At 67.0% G+C, this 19,237-nt stretch carries 17 protein-coding genes; 8 read left to right on the top strand and 9 right to left on the bottom strand.

Features of this window, described 5'->3' with window-relative positions; all coding sequences use genetic code 11:
• Positions 1-110 precede the first annotated feature (110 nt).
• From H7692_RS02655 to H7692_RS02640, 4 genes are all read right to left on the bottom strand, one after another.
• Positions 111-1,205, bottom strand: a complete 1,095-nt coding sequence (locus H7692_RS02655) for a PA0069 family radical SAM protein (protein ID WP_222136041.1) — start codon at positions 1,203-1,205, stop codon at positions 111-113.
• A 153-nt stretch (positions 1,206-1,358) separates the two neighbouring features.
• The gene (gene moaB / locus H7692_RS02650; protein ID WP_222136042.1) at positions 1,359-1,883 is read right to left on the bottom strand and encodes a molybdenum cofactor biosynthesis protein B; all 525 of its coding nucleotides are present in this window, start codon (positions 1,881-1,883) and stop codon (positions 1,359-1,361) included.
• Positions 1,873-3,627 carry a transglycosylase SLT domain-containing protein gene (locus H7692_RS02645; protein WP_227339733.1) on the bottom strand — a complete coding sequence of 585 codons (1,755 nt, stop codon included), beginning with the start codon at positions 3,625-3,627 and terminating at the stop codon, positions 1,873-1,875. Before H7692_RS02645 ends, moaB begins: the two co-directional genes overlap by 11 nt.
• A gap of 3 nt (positions 3,628-3,630) precedes the next feature.
• Positions 3,631-4,422, bottom strand: a complete 792-nt coding sequence (locus H7692_RS02640; RefSeq protein WP_222136043.1) for a uracil-DNA glycosylase family protein — start codon at positions 4,420-4,422, stop codon at positions 3,631-3,633.
• Positions 4,423-4,540: 118 nt separating this feature from the next.
• On the opposite strand from H7692_RS02640, the gene H7692_RS02635 reads away from it, so the two are divergent.
• From H7692_RS02635 to H7692_RS02600, 8 genes are read left to right on the top strand one after another with little or no spacing between them, the layout of a single operon-like run.
• Entirely contained in the window at positions 4,541-6,196 is a 1,656-nt protein-coding gene (locus tag H7692_RS02635; RefSeq protein ID WP_227339732.1) for an electron transfer flavoprotein-ubiquinone oxidoreductase, read from the top strand.
• Positions 6,197-6,221: 25 nt separating this feature from the next.
• Positions 6,222-7,856, top strand: coding sequence for a hypothetical protein (locus H7692_RS02630; protein ID WP_227339731.1), 1,635 nt, complete (start codon positions 6,222-6,224; stop codon positions 7,854-7,856).
• Complete coding sequence (locus tag H7692_RS02625) at positions 7,853-8,704, top strand: 4-(cytidine 5'-diphospho)-2-C-methyl-D-erythritol kinase (RefSeq protein WP_227339730.1); 852 nt, start codon at positions 7,853-7,855, stop codon at positions 8,702-8,704. The genes H7692_RS02630 and H7692_RS02625 overlap by 4 nt, the downstream gene beginning before the upstream one ends.
• On the top strand, positions 8,701-9,432 hold the full coding sequence (locus tag H7692_RS02620; RefSeq protein ID WP_201925651.1) for an N-formylglutamate amidohydrolase: 732 nt from the start codon (positions 8,701-8,703) through the stop codon (positions 9,430-9,432). Before H7692_RS02625 ends, H7692_RS02620 begins: the two co-directional genes overlap by 4 nt.
• 57 nt (positions 9,433-9,489) lie before the next feature.
• Positions 9,490-11,349 carry a dihydroxy-acid dehydratase gene (gene ilvD / locus H7692_RS02615; protein ID WP_227339729.1) on the top strand — a complete coding sequence of 620 codons (1,860 nt, stop codon included), beginning with the start codon at positions 9,490-9,492 and terminating at the stop codon, positions 11,347-11,349.
• On the top strand, positions 11,346-11,729 hold the full coding sequence (locus H7692_RS02610; protein ID WP_222136048.1) for a hypothetical protein: 384 nt from the start codon (positions 11,346-11,348) through the stop codon (positions 11,727-11,729). The genes ilvD and H7692_RS02610 overlap by 4 nt, the downstream gene beginning before the upstream one ends.
• A gap of 34 nt (positions 11,730-11,763) precedes the next feature.
• Complete coding sequence (locus H7692_RS02605; protein WP_227339728.1) at positions 11,764-13,116, top strand: NAD(P)H-hydrate dehydratase; 1,353 nt, start codon at positions 11,764-11,766, stop codon at positions 13,114-13,116.
• A gap of 1 nt (position 13,117) precedes the next feature.
• Entirely contained in the window at positions 13,118-14,320 is a 1,203-nt protein-coding gene (locus H7692_RS02600) for a class I SAM-dependent RNA methyltransferase (RefSeq protein ID WP_227339727.1), read from the top strand.
• On the opposite strand, the gene H7692_RS02595 is transcribed toward H7692_RS02600, so the two are convergent.
• The 5 genes from H7692_RS02595 to otsB form a co-directional block, all read right to left on the bottom strand.
• Positions 14,317-14,751: an MAPEG family protein gene (locus H7692_RS02595; protein WP_201925641.1), complete on the bottom strand. Its 435-nt coding sequence runs from the start codon at positions 14,749-14,751 to the stop codon at positions 14,317-14,319. The genes H7692_RS02600 and H7692_RS02595 overlap by 4 nt on opposite strands.
• A gap of 11 nt (positions 14,752-14,762) precedes the next feature.
• A complete protein-coding gene (locus H7692_RS02590) occupies positions 14,763-15,194 on the bottom strand; it encodes an MAPEG family protein (protein WP_201925639.1) in 432 nt (143 codons plus the stop codon).
• 89 nt (positions 15,195-15,283) lie between these two features.
• Positions 15,284-16,693 (bottom strand): alpha,alpha-trehalose-phosphate synthase (UDP-forming), encoded by a 1,410-nt coding sequence (locus H7692_RS02585; RefSeq protein ID WP_222136051.1) that lies wholly within the window; start codon positions 16,691-16,693, stop codon positions 15,284-15,286.
• A complete protein-coding gene (locus H7692_RS02580; protein ID WP_222136052.1) occupies positions 16,690-18,483 on the bottom strand; it encodes a glycoside hydrolase family 15 protein in 1,794 nt (597 codons plus the stop codon). The genes H7692_RS02585 and H7692_RS02580 overlap by 4 nt, the downstream gene beginning before the upstream one ends.
• On the bottom strand, positions 18,468-19,199 hold the full coding sequence (gene otsB, locus H7692_RS02575) for a trehalose-phosphatase (RefSeq protein WP_222136053.1): 732 nt from the start codon (positions 19,197-19,199) through the stop codon (positions 18,468-18,470). The genes H7692_RS02580 and otsB overlap by 16 nt, the downstream gene beginning before the upstream one ends.
• Positions 19,200-19,237: the final 38 nt, after the last annotated feature.

Here is a 19,237-nt window from a genome sequence, read left to right as displayed (position 1 = left end):
CCGCCACGGTCTTGGTGCTTTTTCTTATGTTTTATTCGGGAATGTTCATGCACGGAGACCCATTGTGAGAGTGAGTCCGTCGCCGGGCCATCCGCTCCGATAAGCCATCGTCAGAACAACTCCATCTGCCCGTCGCGCTCGGGTGGGCGGAAGAGGTCGCTGCGGATCGGCGGGAAGCTTTTGTCGAGGCCATGTTCGCGCGCGGCGCGCTTGACGCGGGTGCGGATGAGCTGCGCCCAGACGCCGCGCCCCTTCATCCGCGAAAAGAAGTCGGGGTCGTTGTCGCGGCCGCCGCGAATGTCCTGCACCATGTGCATCACCTTGTCGGCGCGGTCGGGATAATGCGCGTCGAGCCAGGCGCGGAACAGCGGCGCGACCTCGTGCGGCAGACGCAGCAGGATATAGGAAGCGCGGATCGCACCAGCGTCCGCCGCAGCCGCCATGATCGCCTCTATCTCGTGATCGGTGATCGCGGGAATGATCGGCGAGATGTTGACCTGCGTCGGGATGCCCGCATCGACAAGCGCGCGGATCGCGGCGAGACGGCGCCGCGGGTGCGGTGCGCGCGGTTCGAGGGTGCGTGCGATTTTGGGATCGAGCGTCGTCACCGAAATCGCGACGCCGACCAGATTGTCGCGCGCCATGTCGGCGAGCAGGTCGAGGTCGCGGAGCAGGCGGTCGGACTTGGTCGTGATGAGCAGCGGGTGGCGCGTTTCGGCGAGCACCTCGATCACCGACCGCGTGACGCCCCATTCGCGCTCGATCGGTTGGTACCCGTCGGTGTTGGTGCCGATGGCGAGGGGGGCTGGATCGTAATTCTTCTTCGCGAGTTCGGCGCGCAGCAGCTTTGCAGCGTCGGGTTTGGCAAAGAGACGGCTTTCGAAATCGAGCCCCGGCGACAGGTCGTGAAAGGCATGCGTCGGACGCGCGTAGCAATAGACGCAGCCATGTTCGCAGCCACGATAGGGGTTGATCGAGCGGTCGAAGCCGATGTCGGGCGACGTGTTGCGCGCGATGATCGTCTTGGGATGTTCGGCGGTGACGGTCGTACGCAGCGGCGGCGGCGCGCCGTCGATGTCGAGCGCGAGGTCGAGCCAGTCGCCATCGGCCTCGCGCGCGAGCGAGCCGGTGCGCGTCGGGCGCAAATTGGTGGGGGCGCCGCGACCGGAAATGGGGGGCAGGGGTTTGGCTTGTTCCACCCGCATAATGTAGCGAGCCAGTGAGAACAAATAAAGAACAAATCGAGGTTCGGATGCAACCCGGTGCCTTCGTCATGCCGGACTTGATCCGGCATCCATTCCTTTCGCGTTGCTGGACCCCGGATCAAGTCCGGGGAGACGAACAGGAAGGGGGCGCGACTATTCGGTCAGGCGCGGCATCAGTTCGACGAAATTGCACGGGCGGTAGCGGCTGTCGAGCTGGGTCGCCAATATGCCCTCCCACGCGTCCTTGACGGCGCCTGTCGATCCGGGGAGCGCGAAGATATAAGTGCCGCGCGCGACGATCGCGCAGGCGCGCGACTGGATCGTCGAGGTACCGATCTTCTGATAGCTGAGCCAGCGGAACAACTCGCCAAAGCCCGGTATGTCCTTGCCGTCGAGGCGGTGCAGAGCCTCGGGCGTGACGTCGCGGCCGGTCAGGCCGGTGCCGCCGGTGGTGATGACGACGTCGACCTCTGGATCGTCGATCCAGTTGTGGAGGCGCGAGACGATCAGGTCGGCCTCGTCCTTGATGATGGCGCGCGCGGCAAGAATGTGCCCCGCCTCGGCCAGCAATTGTTCGAGCGTGTCGCCCGAGCGGTCGTCGGCTGCGCCGCGGCTGTCCGAGATGGTGAGAAGCGCGATGCGGACCGGCTTGAACGGCCGGCTGTCGTCAATCGGCATTGCTGCCGCCCGCCCAGCTCAGCCGCGTGCGATCCTTGCCATCGGGAAAGCGCGGCCATTTGCCCTGCGCGAGCGCGGCACGGCTGTCCGAGGGCTTGCCCTGCTGCGCCTCGTACATCCAGTAATTGCGCAGCACGATGCCGACATAGCCGCGCGTTTCCCAATAGGGGATCGATTCGATGTAGAGCAGCGGGTCGCCATTGTCGCGAATCTCGCTCTGCCAGCGCGCGACGGGCGCGGGGCCGGCGTTGTACGCGGCGATGACCTTTGGCAGCAGACCTCCGGTAGCCGGTTCGCGGCTGAGATATTGCAGATAGCGCTGGCCAAGTTCCATATTGACCGCGGGCGTCTTGAGATCGCCGAGCGCGGCGACCGCGCCTTCCCAGCGCACGATGTCGCGCGCGGTGCCGGGACGCACCTGCATCAGCCCGGTCGCTCCGGCCGAGCTGACCGCCGCGCGGCGGAAGCTCGATTCCTGAAGCGTATGGGCGAATACGAGCGCGGGGTCGACCCGCCAGCCGCCGGCCGGTTCCCAATTGGGCTGCGGATAGCGGGCAGCGGCGGCGAGCTTGCGTCCCTGCGGCGTGTTGTGCGCGAGATAGAGCTGGGTTTCGGGGAGGTTCAGCGCACCGGCGATACCCAGTATCTGTTCGTGATGCTCGGCGCGCCCGATGCGCGCCTGGTGGCGCAGCGTCTCGTCGGCATATTTGTCCTCGCCGATTTCAGCGAGCGCGATGGCGATGCGGATGTTCGGAAGGTCGTCGAGCGCGCGCCACGCGCGGCGGTCGGGGCGCACATTCTGTTGCTGGTGCTGCACCGGCTGGCCGAGCGTTTCGGCGGCGAGGAGACCGTAAAGCGTTTCCTCATTCGCCGCCGCGGCGCGCAGGCGCGGCTGGACGAGCGCGGGCTGCCCCGCCGCCATCGCCGCGCGGCTCGCCCAGAAATGGGCGGCGGCGCGCAGTTCGCTGTCGGGCGCATCGCGCGCGACGCGGTCGAAGGCGGTCAATGCGGTGCGATAATCGCCGAGCCGCCACGATGCGAGTCCCTGGACCCATGCGCCATGCGCCGCCCAGGCCCCGCCGTTGCCGACGCAATCGGTCGCAAGACGCAGCGCGTTGGCGTCGTCATTCTCGATATAATAGGACCAGGCGACCTTTTGCGTCCATTCGGCGCGCGATTCGGGCGACAATTTGTCGATGACCGCGTTGAGCAATGCTTCGGCGCCGGCCGGATCGTCATTCTTGATACGTTCCGGGATGCTGCTCGCAAGGCCCGCCGCGAAGGGGTCATAGACGCTTTCGGCGCCGATGCGGCGCGGTGCGCTTCCCGCCCAGCTCAGCCGCATTTGCGGTGGCAACGACGGTATGTCGGTCGCGCCGCGTTTTGCCGCGAGGCGGCCGAGCTGCGCCGCCTGCGGCAGGTCGGGCGCGCGCGACAGGATCGGCATGATGTCGGCGACCTCGGCGCGCGGGCTGTTCGCCGCGACGAGCAGTTCGGCGCGCAGGAAATTGTCGAGCGGGCCCTTGTCCTCGGCAAGCAGCGCCTTGGCATCGCCCCAGCGCTGGCCGCGGATAGCCGCGACGACATCGCGATAATGCTGTTTCTGCTTTGCCGACAAGATTTCGGGCACGGTTTGCGGCGCGATGACAAGATCGCGTTCGCCCGCGTCGACGGCCCGCGCGGGCGCGGCGTTTACTGCGGCAAGGATTGCGCAGGAAAGGAAAAGGCTGGTCCGTTTCATCATCGGTCAACGTCCCTGGTTGAACAGTTTCAGGCTGTCCCATGCCGCGGCCTTCTGAACGGGCCGCGCGAGGAGCAGGGCGGGGTGGGCGACCGCCACTGCTTCCACTCTTCCGCCATCTTGGTTAATTTCGAGTAACTTTCCGCGCGTATCGGCAAGCTCCAGCTTTGCCGCCATCCGCGTGACCTCTGTCCCCACGAGCAACAGCCGCTGCGGTCGGGCGAGGCGCAAATGGTGCCACAGCAACCGGTCGAGGTCGGGCATGACGCCGGTGTCGCATCGGCCGCCCGGAGGACGGGTGACGGCGAGGCTGGCGAGATAGCAATCGGCGCGGGCCATGCCGATCGCCCGCAACATCGCATCGAGCAGGCCGCCGGCTGCGCCCGCAAAGAGCGTCCCGTCGCGCTGGTCGTCGACTTCGGGCCAGGCGGTGAGAACCATCAGCGCGGCGCCCGCTTCGCCCTGGGGGAGCACGCGGCGCGCGTCCCATTGGCTGCCCGGTACATCGGGATGCTCGGCAAGCCAGCGCGAGAAGGCCTCCCACTCGCCGGGAATGTCTACCGGACCAGCGGGCTTGGCAGGCGCAGCTTCGGCCTGGCGTTGCAGCGCGGCGGGAAGCGGCGGCGGCGCGGCCTCGGCCGCCGGTTCGCGGGTTTGCTTGCGCGCCGAATCGTTCGCGGGAAGGGGGACGGCATCAAGCCAGCCCGCCAGCGTTTCGCCGACGAGCGCGTCCAGACCGGCGAGCGACCACCAGTCGTGATAGCTTTCCGCCGCGCGCAAAAGGTTTCGCCCACCCATGAATTGATTCAAACAGGCTGTTGACGGACGCGTCAATTGGCGGGCATCGCAATACGTGACAAAATGAGTGCCGCTTACGACGAATGAGCGGTGCAGGGACGGCAGAAAGGTATTTGCGGTGAGCGAACGGGAATCGATGCCCTATGACGTGGTCATCGTCGGCGCGGGTCCGGCGGGACTTTCGGCGGCGATCCGCCTCAAGCAACTGGCGAACGAGGCAGCACGCGAACTGTCGGTTTGCATCCTCGAAAAAGGGTCCGAAGTCGGCGCGCATATTTTGTCGGGCGCGGTGATCGACCCCAAATCGCTCGACGAACTGCTCCCCGATTGGCGCGAGTCCGGTTGCCCGCTCGCCGAGGTGCCGGTGAACGACAACCAGCATTGGGTGCTCACCAAGACCAAGAAATATGGCCTGCCCGATTTCATCTCGCCGGGCTTCATGCACAATGAAGGCACCTACACCGGAAGCCTCGGCAATCTCTGCCGCTGGCTCGCCGAACAGGCCGAAGGGTTGGGCGTCGAGATTTTCCCCGGATTCGCCGCGGCCGAAATCCTCTATAACGACGATGGTTCGGTGAAGGGCGTTGCAACGGGCGACATGGGCATCGCGCGCGACGGCAGCCGCAAGCCCGACTATGCGCCGGGGCTGGAACTCCATGCCAGATATACCTTCTTCGGCGAAGGCGTGCGCGGGCATCTGACCAAGATGCTCAAGCCGCAATTCGGCCTCGACGCCGATTGCGAGCCGCAGGTCTATGGCCTTGGCGTCAAGGAACTCTGGGACATCGCCCCGGAGAATCATGCGCCGGGCCGCGTCATCCACACGCAGGGCTGGCCGCTCGACGAAAATTCGAATGGCGGCGGGTTCCTGTATCACCAGGCGAACGGACAGGTCGCCCTCGGTTTCGTGACTTGGCTCAACTATCGCAATCCGCACACCTCGCCCTTCCAGGAAATGCAGAAGTGGAAGACGCACCCCGCGATTGCGAAGATATTGAAGGGCGGCAAGCGCGTCTCCTATGGCGCGCGCGCGATCAGCGACGGCGGCTACCAGTCGGTGCCGAAGCTGGCTTTTCCGGGCGGCGCGCTGATTGGCGACAGCGCCGGATTCCTGAACGTTCCGCGCATCAAGGGCACGCACACCGCGATGAAGTCGGGCATGATGGCGGCCGAAGCGGCATTTGCGGCGGTGAGCGCGGGGCGCAGCAGCGACACGCTCGACGCCTATCAGGCGGCCTATGACGACAGCTGGGTCAAGAAGGAGCTGAGCGTCGTCCGCAATGTCCTGCCGCTCGTCGAAAAATGGGGCGATCTTGCGGGAACGATGCTCGCGGGAATTATGATGTGGCTGGAAAATTTCGGTATCCGCGTGCCCTTCACGATGAAGCATCATCCCGACAACACCACGCTCTATCGTGCCGACATGATGCCCAAACCCGATTATCCGAAACCCGACGGCGTTCTGACCTTTGACCGGCTGTCCTCGGTATTCCTGTCGAACACCAATCATGAGGAAGACCAGCCGGTCCACCTGCAACTCAAGGATCCTTCGATCCCGGTCGAATATAATCTGCCGCTCTATGACGAGCCCGCGCAGCGCTATTGCCCCGCGGGTGTGTATGAGATCGTCGGCGAGGAAGAGGGCGATCCCAAATTCGTCATCAACGCGCAGAATTGCGTCCACTGCAAGACGTGCGACATCAAGGACCCGACCCAGAATATCAACTGGGTCACTCCCGAAGGCGGCGGAGGCCCCAATTATCCGAATATGTAAATTCGTCCCGGCCGCCGCACTGGCCATGAGCGTTGCGGCGCCGAGCGCGGCGTCGGCAGCCGACGACAGCAACGCTGCGCTCAATGCGCTGGTCCGCGCGCGAATCGCGGAAGAAAACAGCGAGCCTGCGGAAGCGCTGTCGGCGCTGTCGGCGCTGGCATCTCACGCCCCGGAGCTACCCGGTGTGCGCCGCCGGATGCTGGAACAGGCGATCGAGGCGGGCGATCTGGCGGCCGCGCGCAATGCCGCGTCTCAGCTCTGGAATGAGGGCGAGCGCCGTTTCGACGCGCAGCTCGTGCTGCTGGTCGATGCGATGCGCCGGTCGGATTGGGCCGCCGCGCGCGGCTATTTGCGCGGACGGTCCGACAAATCGGGCGGCGATGTGATCGCGCAATTGATCGAACCCAGCTTCAACGCATGGATCGACGTCGGCGCGCGCCAAAAAATGCCACACCGCCATCTGCTTGCTGCCAGCGGACCGGCGCGTACCGAACCCGCGCTTGCGCTCGAGGGGGCGCTCGTCCGGCTCGCCGTGCGCGATACGGCCGAGGCGCTGCGGCTGATCGACGAGATTGTCCTGACCGATCGCACGAGCCAGGTCGTCGCGCTGCGCGTTGCAGCCACCCTCGATCAATCGGGGCAGGCCGATGCCGCCGAGCGGCTGCGAAAGCGGATTGCGCTGGCCGCGGGCGCGCGCGAAGACCCGCTGCTGCTGCTTCCCGACCAATCGGTCGCGACACCGCGCGCAGGTACCGCGCTCTGGCTCGCCCTGCTCGCCGACGGACTGGCGCGCACGCCGAATGCCAATCCCAAGGTTCCGCTGCTGTTCGCGCGCGCCGCCTTTTGGCTGAACGATGGCGACTGGCTGGTGCGCACGGCACTGGTCGAAGCGCTGGCGGCGAACGAACAGGCGTCCGACGCGCTCGCGCTCACTGCCGCGCCGCGTGGCGGAACAACGCCGCGCGTGCTCGCGATGCGGCGCGCCGAACTGCTTGCCGAAGCGGGCGATTTTGCCGCGGCGCTGCCCATTGCCGAAGAAGCGGCGGCGCAATCGCCGCGTGCGCGCAGCCTCTATGTCCGCTTCGCCGACCTTGCGCGGCGCGCCAAAGACGCCGATGCGGCCGCCCGTGCCTATGCTGGGATCGAAGCGACGCTGGGCGATGGCGATGACGATATGGCGCTGCGCGCGACCTTGCTGGTGGCGCGCGCCGAACTTCTGCTCGAAGCCGACGATTGGGAAGGCGCCGCACCGCTCCTCGAACGCGCCGTCGCCTTGCGGCCGTCGGACGCGCAGATACTGAACTATGCGGGCTATTCGGCGCTCGAACGCCGTCAGAATGTCGAGCAATCGCTCGCGCGCATCAAGATGGCGTGGGAGCAGCAGCCGACCAATGCGGCGATCACCGACTCGCTGGGCTGGGCCTATTTCCTCACCGGGCGCGTCGACGAAGCGGTGCCGCTCCTCGAACGGGCGCAGTTGGGCGAGCCGACCAATGCGGTGATCGTCGAGCATCTGGGCGACGCCTATTGGGAGGCGGGACGCAAATTCCAGGCGCGCTATGTGTGGCGCGCCGCCGCGCTGCTCGCCGACGCCGATGCGGCGACGCGGATCGAGGCGAAGCTGCGCGACGGACTGACTCCCGCGACCATCGCGCCATGAGCGGCGCGATGCGCGAGACGGGGTGGGCCAAGATCAACCTCGCGCTGCATGTCCGCGCGCGGCGGGACGACGGTTATCACGAGATAGAGACGCTGTTCGCCTTCGTCGACGGCGGCGACGCGATCGAGGCGGAGGTTGCTGATGCCGATAGGCTCAGCATCGACGGCGAATTCGCCGAAGGGCTGGACGCAGGCGCCGACAATCTGGTGCTGCGTGCGGTGGCATTGTTGCGGCGGATTCACGGAGGCGACCGCGTGCCGCCTCTGGCGCTTCGCCTGACCAAGGCGCTTCCGGTTGCAGCGGGAATCGGCGGCGGATCGGCGGACGCGGCGGCGACCGCGCGGCTCGTCCGGCAACATTTCCTTCCCGAGGTCGGAGAGGCCGAACTGATGCGCGACGTCGCGCCGCTCGGCGCCGACGTCGCGGCCTGCGTCGCGAGCCGGACGTGCCTGGGCACAGGGATCGGCGAGCGCGTGCAGGCGGCGCCCGAACTTCGCCTGACCGGCACGCCCGTGCTGCTCGTCAATCCGCGCGCGCCGGTCGCGACCGGACCGGTGTTCGCTGCGTGGGACGGGTTCGACCGCGGGCCGCTGTTGGTCGGTGCCGAAGTGCGCGCGCAGCTGTTCGCCGCGCGCAACGATCTGCAACGCGCGGCGGTCGCGCAATGTCCGGCGGTGATCGACATACTCACCGAACTGGGGGCGCTGAAGCCGTGGCTCGCGCGCATGTCGGGGTCGGGCGCGACCTGTTTCGCGCTGTTCGACGCTGCGGCCGAGCGCGACGCGGCGGCGGCCACGCTCGCCGCGAGCCACCCGCACTGGTGGCAGATGACGGGCGCGCTGCGATGAGCGAGGCGTGGGTCGATCTCGGCGCGGCGAAAGCGGGCGGGGTGCTGCTGATCGGAGACCATGCGTCGAACCATGTGCCGTCCGACATCGAGCTGGGGATCGACCCCGCGCTGCTTGGCGAGCATATCGCGGTCGACATCGGCGTTGCCGAGGTCGCGGCGCTGCTCGTCGCGCGCGGCGCGGTCGATGCCGCGATCCTCGGCGGGGTGTCGCGGCTCGTCGTCGACTGCAACCGCGACGAGCATGCGCCCGGCGCGGTGCCGGTGGCGAGCGACGGTCACGCGATCCCCGGCAATGCGCTGAGCCACGAAGCGCGCGAGGCACGGCTCGACCGCTTCTTTCGACCCTATCATGCGCATATCGCCGAGGTGATCGCCGCGGCACGCCCCGCCTTCATCCTGTCGCTGCACAGCTTTACCCCGCGCCTTGCGAGCGACCCCGGACTGGCGCGGCCGTGGGAGGTGGGAATCCTCTATAATCATGACGAGCGCCTGGCGCGGATCGCGCTCGAATATTTTGCGGCCGAGGGGCTGAACGTCGGCGACCAGCTCCCCTATTCGGGCAAGCTGCTCAACGCGACGATGGACCGCCATGCCGAGGCGAATGGCATCGCCTATGTCGGGATCGAGATGCGGCAGGATCTGGTCGGGGCGCCCGCCGATCAAGCGGCATGGGCGGGGCGAATCGCGCGATTGTGCGATGCAGCGATGTTGAAACTCGCGGCATAGACGTGTAGAGGCGCAGGCACCGCCTAGATTGAAATATTATTATCAGGACTGACAAAAATGCCTTCTTATCGTTCGCGTACCACGACCCACGGCCGTAACATGGCGGGCGCGCGCGGCCTTTGGCGCGCGACGGGGATGAAGGACGATGATTTCGGCAAGCCGATCATCGCGGTCGTCAACAGCTTTACCCAGTTCGTCCCCGGCCACGTCCATCTGAAGGACCTTGGCCAGCTCGTCGCGCGCGAGATCGAGGCGGCGGGCGGGGTCGCTAAGGAATTCAACACGATAGCGGTCGACGACGGCATTGCGATGGGGCACGACGGGATGCTCTATTCGCTGCCCAGTCGCGACCTCATCGCCGACAGCGTCGAATATATGGTCAACGCGCATTGCGCCGACGCAATGGTGTGCATTTCCAATTGCGACAAGATCACCCCCGGCATGCTGATGGCGGCGCTGCGCATCAATATCCCGGTCGTGTTCGTGTCGGGCGGGCCGATGGAGGCGGGCAAGGTCGTGCTGAAAGGCAAGGAGGTCGCGCTCGACCTGGTCGACGCGATGGTTGCCGCTGCCGACGAACATTATAGCGACGAGGAAGTCACCGCGATCGAACAGGCGGCGTGCCCGACGTGCGGTAGCTGTTCGGGGATGTTCACCGCCAATTCGATGAACTGCCTGACCGAAGCGCTGGGGCTGTCGCTGCCGGGCAATGGATCGACGCTTGCGACGCACGCCGACCGCAAGGCGCTGTTCCTGCGCGCCGGGCGGATCGTCGTCGAAATGTGCCGCCGCCATTATGAGGAGGACGACGCGAGCGTCCTGCCGCGCAACATCGCGAGTTTCGAGGCGTTCGAAAATGCGATGAGCCTCGACATCGCGATGGGCGGGTCGACGAACACGGTGCTCCACCTGCTCGCCGCCGCATATGAAGCGGGCGTCGATTTCACGATGGAGGATATCGACCGGCTGTCGCGCCGCGTTCCCTGCCTGTCAAAGGTCGCGCCGGCCAAGAGCGACGTGCATATGGAGGATGTCCATCGCGCGGGCGGGATCATGGCGATCCTCGGCCAGCTCGAACGCGCCGGGCTGCTCCACGCGCATGTGCCCACGGTGCATAGCGCGACGCTGGGCGACGCGCTCAACAAATGGGATATTTCGCGCACCAACGATCCCGACGTACAGAAATTCTTCATGGCCGCGCCCGGCGGCATCCCGACGCAGACGGCGTTCAGCCAGGATCGGCGCTGGGATGCGCTCGACCTCGACCGCGAGGCCGGGGTGATCCGCTCGGCCGACCATGCCTTCAGCAAGGACGGCGGGCTCGCGGTGCTGTCGGGCAATATCGCGCGCGACGGCTGTATCGTGAAGACCGCGGGGGTCGACGAGAAGATCCTGAAATTTTCCGGTCCCGCCAAGGTGTTCGAGAGCCAGGATGCGGCCGTCGCGGGGATTCTGACCGGGCAGGTGGTCGAGGGCGACGTTGTCGTGATCCGCTACGAAGGGCCGAAAGGCGGCCCCGGTATGCAGGAAATGCTCTATCCGACAAGCTACCTCAAATCGAAGGGGCTGGGCGCCGCCTGCGCGCTGATCACCGACGGGCGCTTTTCGGGTGGCACGTCGGGCCTGTCGATCGGCCATGTGTCGCCCGAGGCGGCCGAGGGCGGCACGATCGGCCTTGTCGAGGACGGCGACCTCATCGAGATCGACATTCCGGCGCGCACGATCATGCTCGCGGTCGCCGACAGCGAACTCGCGGCGCGGCGCGCGGCGATGGAGGCGAAGGGCGATGCCGCGTGGCAGCCCACAAAGCCGCGTCCGCGCAAGGTGTCGGTCGCGCTTGAGGCCTATGCCGCGATGACGACGAGCGCGGCGCGGGGCGCGGTGCGCGACCTGTCGCAGCTGAAAGCCGCGCGGTGACGCGGGCGGGCGCCGCGCTGCTTGTCCTGCTGTTTTCAGGCTGCGACAGCGCCCCCGACAACCGCACGCTCGCCGAGGCCGAGGCGCGCGGCGACAGCGCCGCGCTTGCGGACGGCCGTATCGACTGCGCGCTCGAAGGCGCGGCGCGGTTCGCGCGCGATTGCACCTTGCAGGAGATCGCCGGTGCCAGCGGCACGGTGCTCGTCGTCGGGCGGACCGACGCAGGATACCGCCGGCTGCGCATCACCGGCGACGGGCGCGGTGTCGAAACGGCCGACGGGGCGGAAGCCGCGCGCGTGACCATCGTCGGCGACGGGCTGATCGAGGTCGGCGTCGGGGGCGATCGCTATCGCCTTCCCGCCAACACCGGCGGCAACTGAGGCGACTTTCGCCGCGATGTGATAGGGAAGGGCGATGACCGTTCCCGCCGATGCCCCCATTCTGACCGCCGCCGCGATGCGCGAGGCGGAAGCGGCGTGCGCTGCGGCGGGCGTATCGCTCGCCGAATTGATGGAGCGCGCGGGCGCGGCCGTCGCCGATATCGTGTGGCGCATGGCGGCGGGGGCGCCGATCCTTATCCTGTGCGGACCCGGCAACAATGGCGGCGACGGCTATGTCGCGGCGCGCTTGCTGCGGGCACGCGGGGCAGAGGTGCGCGTCGCGGCGCTCGGCGAGCCGAAATCCGACCTTGCGAAAGCGGCGCGCGCCGCGTGGACGGGCGAGGTCGAGGCGTTCGATGAGCGCACGGCGCCGGCGCCGGTCATCGTCGATGCGCTGTTCGGCGCGGGGCTGTCGCGGCGTCTGTCAGACGATCTGGCGGGGCTGCTCGGGCGCTTTGCCGGACGGCGCGTCGTCGCGGTCGATTTGCCGAGCGGGATCGAGAGCGACGGCGGCGAGGCGTGGATGCCGCCGCTGCCCGCGCATGTCACCGTCGCGCTCGGGGCGCTCAAGCCCGCGCATCTGCTGCTCCCGACCGCACCGGCGTGCGGCCGCACATTGCTCGCGAGCATCGGGATCGACGCGGCGCGGACGATGCGGACCTTGCCGCCGCCGCCGCTGCCCACGGGCGATCCGGCGGCGCACAAATACAGCCGTGGAATGGTGCTCGTCGTCGCGGGTCCGATGGCGGGCGCTGCGGAGCTTGCTGCGGGAGCTGCGCTCCGCGCGGGGGCGGGTTATGTCGTCCTCGACGGCGCCGGGCGGGCGCCCTTGTCGGCGGTGATTTGCGACGACGGCGATGCTTTAGCCGAACGCGCCGCGGACCCGCGCCTCGGGGCGATTGTCGTCGGGCCGGGATTTCCGGCGGGCGAGGGTCTGACGCGCTCGCTCGATGTCGCGCTGGGTTCGGGCAAGCCACTGGTGCTCGACGCCGCGGCGATTGCGGCGGGGCTGACGGCGCTGGCATCGGGCGAGCGGCGCGCGATCCTGACGCCGCACGAAGGCGAATTTGCGCGCAGCTTTCCGGACGCAGGTGGCAGCAAGATCGACCGGACATTGGCGGCAGCACGCCAATCGCGGGCGGTCGTCGTCCACAAGGGCGCCGACACGGTGATTGCGGCCCCCGACGGGCGGGTGGTGGCCGCTTGGCCGGGGTGCCCCTGGCTCGCGAGCGCGGGGACGGGCGACGTGCTCGCCGGCGCGTGCGGCGCGATGCTCGCACGCGGCGGCGATGCCTTCGAAGCGGCGGTCGCGGCGGTGGGCTGGCATATCGACCGCGCCGCGCGTATAGGCCCCGGCCTTGTCGCCGACGATCTGATTGGGAAATAGCATGACCGACACCGCGTTGATCGAGCGCATTGCCGCGCGCGGCGACGGCGTGACCGCCGACGGGCGCCATGTCGCGGGAGCGGTCCCCGGCGACCGGATCGCCGCAGACGGCACGCTGATCGCCGGTCCGAACCGCTCCGAGCCCGTGTGCAGCCATTTCGGAAAATGCGGGGGGTGCCAGCTCCAGCATGTCGCTGAAACTGCGCTCGCAGATTTCGTGCGCGACCGCGTCGCAGGCGCGCTCGCGGGGCAGCAGGTGGCGGCGACCGACATCCTTCCGGCAATCGTTTCGCCGCCGGCGAGCCGCCGCCGCGCGGCGCTCACTGCGCTCAGGGCGGGCAAGCATGTTGCCGTCGGCTTCAACGCGGCGCAGAGCAACCAGATCGTCGATATGCGGCAATGCCCGCTGCTGCTCCCCGAATTGTTCGCGCTCGTCGCGCCGATCCGCGGACTGCTCGGCGCGATCGCGCCGCAGCGGCGGCCCGTGAAAGTCAAGCTGCAGATGCTCGATCAGGGCGCCGAGGTCGTGCTCGAGGGCGTGCGCGCCGAGGGGCTCGATGCGGCGATGGCGTTGCAGGATTTCGCGGGCGCGCATGCGCTCGCGCGGCTCGCGATCGACCAGGGCGACGGGCTCGAACCGCTGTGGCAGCCCGAGCCGCCGACGGTGCGCTTCGGCGAAATCGCGGTCGAAGTGCCGCCCTTTGCTTTCCTGCAGGCGACGGCCGCGGGGCAGGCGGCGCTCGTCGAGGCGGTGCAGCGCGCAATCGGCGATGCGCCCGCCGTGGCCGACCTGTTCGCCGGGGTCGGGACTTTTGCCCTGTCGGTGCAGCAGGGGCGCAAAGTCTATGCCGCCGAGGGAGCGCGCGACGCGATTGCGGCGCTGACGGGCGCGGCGAACCGGGCGCGCGCGCTCGTCGCCACCGAGCATCGCGACCTGTTCCGCCGTCCGTTGGTTCCGTCCGAGCTCGACCGCTTCGGCGCGGTCATCCTCGACCCGCCGCGCGCGGGCGCCGAGGAGCAGGTTGCGCAGCTTGCGTCATCGGCAGTGCCGGCGATCGCCTATGTGAGCTGCAACCCCGCAAGCTTTGCCCGCGACGCGAAGCAGCTTGTCGCGGGTGGCTATACGCTCGACTGGGTGCAGCCCGTCGGCCAGTTCCGATGGTCGACCCATGTGGAACTGGCCGCGCGCTTTTCGAGGGCCTAGTTCAGCACAAAGCCCATGAAGGCGTGGATGCACAGCGCGAGCAGGAAAAGGCTCGCAAACACGAAAATGCCGAAGCGCCACAACACGCGGTTCACGGTGACCTGGACCAGACTGTGGACGATGCGCAGCGCGACATAGGCCCACGCAAGCTGGGCGTTGAGCCCGCCGCCCATCCCGCCGACGGCAAGGGCAATCGCCACCGCGTAAAAGAGCGTCGGCTGTTCCATCAGGTGATTGTAATTGTGCGCCTTCCACTGCACCTGCGGCGGAAGAAGCTCGTCGAGGCTTCGTCCGGTCGTCCCGACCAGGTTTATCGCGTCGACCTTGGCGCGGCTCATCGCCGGAATGCGCGTGGCATACATCCATACCCACATCACCATCGACCAGAGCGCAAGCGTCGCGACTGGACCGAGAATGGCGTTCGTATCCATGATCTTGCTCCTCAGCCGAGGGTTGCGATGACCGCCAATATGGCGAGCGCGAACAGGCAGAATGTGGCGAGCGAGAAAATTGCGAAGCGCACCGGGATGCGGTTCACGGTCGTCTGCCACAGGCTGTGGACGATGCGCAGAACGACATAGGCCCATGCAAGCCCGCGCGTCAGCTCGGTGTCGCCGCCCGAGAGGTGCAGGAAGACGATGACGGCGTAGAAGATCGTCGGTTGTTCGCACAAATGCGTGTAATTGTGCGATTTCCAGTTGACCGCCGGCGGCAGGATTTTTTCGACATCGACCCCGCGTCCACCCGGAGGGGCGGCCTTCAGATCGATACCTGCCTTGGCCATTGCGGAAAAACGCGTGAGCGCGACCCAGCCGAGAATGAGGAGCGTCCACAACGCGAGCACCGCTCCGGGTGCCAATAGGCTTTCAGACATCGATTGTTCCCCTTTGATCTTGCGGCTCGTTCACGACCCGGCCGTGGGGAAGGATGCTAGGTTAAGCGTCGCAATTTGCAACGCAAATTTCAGTGCATTGCAGGTTCAAGCGCTTCGGTGGAATTGCCGGACAATTGTTCGATGAAATCCGCCGCCCAGCCGATAACATCGGAATCGCGCACGACGGCATTCAGTGCCTCCCACCGCTCCTTGCGCTCGGCGAGCGGCATGTTCATCGCGGTCCATATCGCGCGCGTCACCTCGTCATGGTTGAGCGGATTGACGAGCAGCGCGTCGGTAAGCTGTTCGGCAGCGCCCGCAAAGCGCGAGAGGATGAGCACGCCGGGATCGTCGGGGTCCTGCGCGGCAACATATTCCTTGGCGACAAGGTTCATGCCGTCGCGGATCGGGGTGACGAGGCCGATCTTGGCGGCGCGGTAAAAGCCGAACAGTTCGGCGCGGCCGAAGCCGCGGTTCACATAGCGAATGGGGACCAGATCGACGTCCGAATGGGCGCCGTTGAACTGCCCCGTCTTTTGCTCGAGCGTCGCGCGGATTTCCTGATAGGATCGAACATCCTCGCGCGAGGGCGGGGCGATCTGGATATAGAGCAGCTTGTTGACCATGTCGTCATGCTGGTTGAACAATCGCTCCATCGCGTCGATGCGTTCGGGCAGCCCCTTGCTGTAGTCGAGCCGGTCGACGCCGATCACGACGGTGCGGTTGCGCGCGCTGCCCACGAGGCGGTCGTGCGCGCGCCGTGCCGCGTCGCTCTCGCCAAGCTCCATGAACTCCTTGTGGTCGATGCCGATGGGAAAGGCACGCGCGACGGTGGTGCGTCCCTCGTGGCGCACGATGCCCGCATCCTCGTCGACGTCGGCATGCAGCTCCTTGCGGCAATAGTGCAGGAAGCTTTCGAGCCATTCGACCGACTGAAAGCCGATCACGTCATAGTGGAGCATCGCGGCCACCAGCCGCTCGTGAAAGGGCAGCGACACGAAAAGTCGCGCGGGCGGCCAGGGGATATGGAGGAAGAGGCCGATCCGGTTCTTCAGCCCCTGCGCGCGCAACCGTTCGGCGAGCGGCAGGAAATGATAGTCCTGGACCCAGACGACATCATCGTCCTCGACGAGCGGCACGAGGCTGTTGGCAAAGCGTTCGTTGACGCGTTCATAGCCCATGCCGAACTCATTCTCATATTCGGCAAGGTCGATGCGATAGTGAAAGAGCGGCCACAGCGTGCGGTTAGCGTAGCCGTTATAATATTCGTCGACATCGTGCGGCTCGAGGTCGATCGTGGCGGTGGTGAAACCGTCGGCGCGCTGCATCGTGAGTTGGCCTGTGAAGCGGTCCACCTCGTTGCCCGACCAACCGAACCAGATGCCGCCGCGCGCGCGCAATGCGCCGTTCATCGCAACCGCGAGTCCGCCCTGCGCCCCGGCGGCGCCGCGGCCCTTGGTGACCGACACACGGTTCGAAACGACGATAAGGCGGCTCATCGGACGGTATCCCAGCTTCGCGACAACAGCCCCGCGCAGTTGATAATGCCAACCAGCGAATAAGTCTGCGGAAAGTTCCCCCACAGCTCGCCGCTTTCGAAGTCGAGATCCTCGGACAAGAGGCCCGAGGCGGTCCGGTGCGCGAGCATCGTTTCGAACAGTCCGCGCGCCTCGTCGCTGCGCCCGCACATATGCAGTGCCTCTATCAGCCAGAAAGTGCAGATGTTGAAGGCGGTTTCGGGCTGGCCGAAATCATCCTCGCTGTCATAGCGCAGCATATGCTCGCCGCGGCGTAGCGCCATTTCGATCGCAGCGAAGGTCGACTGGAAGCGCGGGTCGTCGGCACGGATGAAGCGCAGCTCGACCATCTGGAGCAGGCTGGCGTCGAGGTGGTGGTGGCCGAAGGCCGCGCCGAAATGCTGCTTTTCATCGGACCATGCTTCGGCCTCGATCCGCGCGCGAATCTTGGCGGCGCGGTCCTTCCAGAATGAGGCGCGCTCGGGTCGGCCGATGCGCTCGGCCACATTGCCGAGGCGGTCGCACGCGGCCCAGCTCATCACCGCCGAATAGGTGTGGACGAGTTGGCGCGTGCGGAACTCCCACAGTCCGGCATCGGGCTGGTCGTGCATCTTCCACGCGACCTCGCCGACGCTTTCGAGGCTCTCGAAATCGCGCTCGTCGGCCATGCGGAACAGGCGCTGGTCGAAAAAGCCCTGCACCGTCGGCAGCACGATCTGGCCATAAGCATCGTGCTGGATTTGCGTCCAGGCGGCGTTGCCGATCCGGACGGGCCCCATGCCGCGATAACCCGCAAGGTTCGCTGCGACGCTTTCCTCCAGCTCGGCAAAACCCATCACCGAGTAAAGCGGCTGGATGTGGCCGCCCGCAGCGCGGTCGACAATGTTGCGCAGATAGGCGAGATATTTTTCGAGCACGTCGAGCGCGCCGAGCCGGTTGAGCGCCTGCACCGTGTAATAGGCATCGCGAATCCAGCAGTAGCGATAGTCCCAGTTGCGCTCGCTGTGCGGCGCTTCGGGGATCGAGGTCGTCAGCGCGGCGACAATCGCACCGGTTTCCTCATGTTGGCAGAGCTTGAGCGTGATTGCGGCGCGGATCACCGCTTCCTGCCAGTCCATCGGCGTCGCAAGGCCGCGTACCCAGCTTTGCCAGTAGAGCTCGGTCGCCTCTTCCATCGCCCGGATCGAATGGGCGACATTGCCCGTGAAAGGCTCGTCGGGGCCGAGGAAGAAATGCAGGTCCTGTTCGACGCGGAAGCTCCGCCCCTCGTCGATATAGCCGATAGGGGCGTCGGTGGTCAGGCGAAGCTGGTGGTCGCCGATCAGGAAGCGCTTGTGGTTGGTGCCGCGGGTCGTCCGCGCGGCTTCGGTTCCATAATGGTGCATCGGGGTGAGCAACATCTCGAGCCGCGGATTGCCCGCGACGGGGCGGATGATGCGAATGAAAGCCACCGGGCGGTACATGCGCCCCGAATGCTGGTAGCGCGGGCAGAAGTCGATGACGTCGACCGCGCTGCCGTCCTCGGCCTCCAACCGGGTGACGAGCATCGGCGTATTGCGGCGATACTGCGACGTCGCGCTGACCTGTCCGGCCAGACGAAGCCGCCACACGCCCTCGTCCTGCCGCTCGCCGCCGAGCAGCGCGCAGAAGGTCGGGTCGCCGTCGACGCGCGGAACGCAGCCCCAGACCAAGCCCGCCGCGTCGTCGATCAGCGCGCTGACCTGGCAATTGCCGATCGGCCAGAGCGAAAGCGAGCTCAGCGGTTCAGCCATCGATGCACCTCCGTCGGATTATCGAGCCGAAAATCGGCCGCGGTCGGGCGCTGCGGGCCAACGAGAATGCCGTGGCCGCGGCCGTCCAGCACCGCGGCAAAACCGTCCTCGTCGGTCACATCGTCGCCGATGAACCACGGCGTTGCGCCCTCGAAGCCGGGCGTCGCCAGCAGGGCGGCGACTGCGGTGCCCTTGTGGGTGCAGCGTGGTCCGAGTTCGACCACCATCTTCCCGCGCCGCGGCGCAAGCCCCTCGCTCTCGGCCAGTTCGTCCATAAGGACAAACACACTTGGCGCGGCGTCGGGTTCCTGCCGGTAATGCACGGCGATGCCGTGGGGCTTGGTTTCGACCAAAATGCCCGGCCAGCGGCGCGCGAGGTCGTCGATGCGCGCGCGCCCCGCAGGCGATATCGGCGGCGCGGGCGCGGCGACCTCGCCCATTTCGGCGCCGTGCGACCCCACGATGATCAGGTCGCGCACCTCCAGAAACTGGCCGAGGTCGGCGAGCGAGCGCCCACTGACGATCGCGAGCCTGCCGTCGAGCCGGTCGCGCAGTCGATGGAGCCGCGCGTCGAGGTCGGCCGGAACGGCGATCCCCCCGGGCGTGTCGGCGATCTCCACGAGGGTGCCGTCGAAATCGAGGAAGAGGGCAACGGGACGTCCGACCACCAGCTCGGCAAGCGGCGGCGGCGGCGGGAGGTCGAGATTTTTGTGCATTGCGGCAAAGGCTAGAGGCGGCGACCCCGATGGTCAAC

The sequence above is a fragment of the Sphingopyxis sp. P8 genome (genome assembly GCF_020622175.1).
GTDB classification, from domain to species: domain Bacteria; phylum Pseudomonadota; class Alphaproteobacteria; order Sphingomonadales; family Sphingomonadaceae; genus Sphingopyxis; species Sphingopyxis jiangsuensis.
The sequence above is the reverse complement of the archived record's forward strand: the minus strand, read 5'-3'. Positions and strand labels throughout refer to the sequence as shown.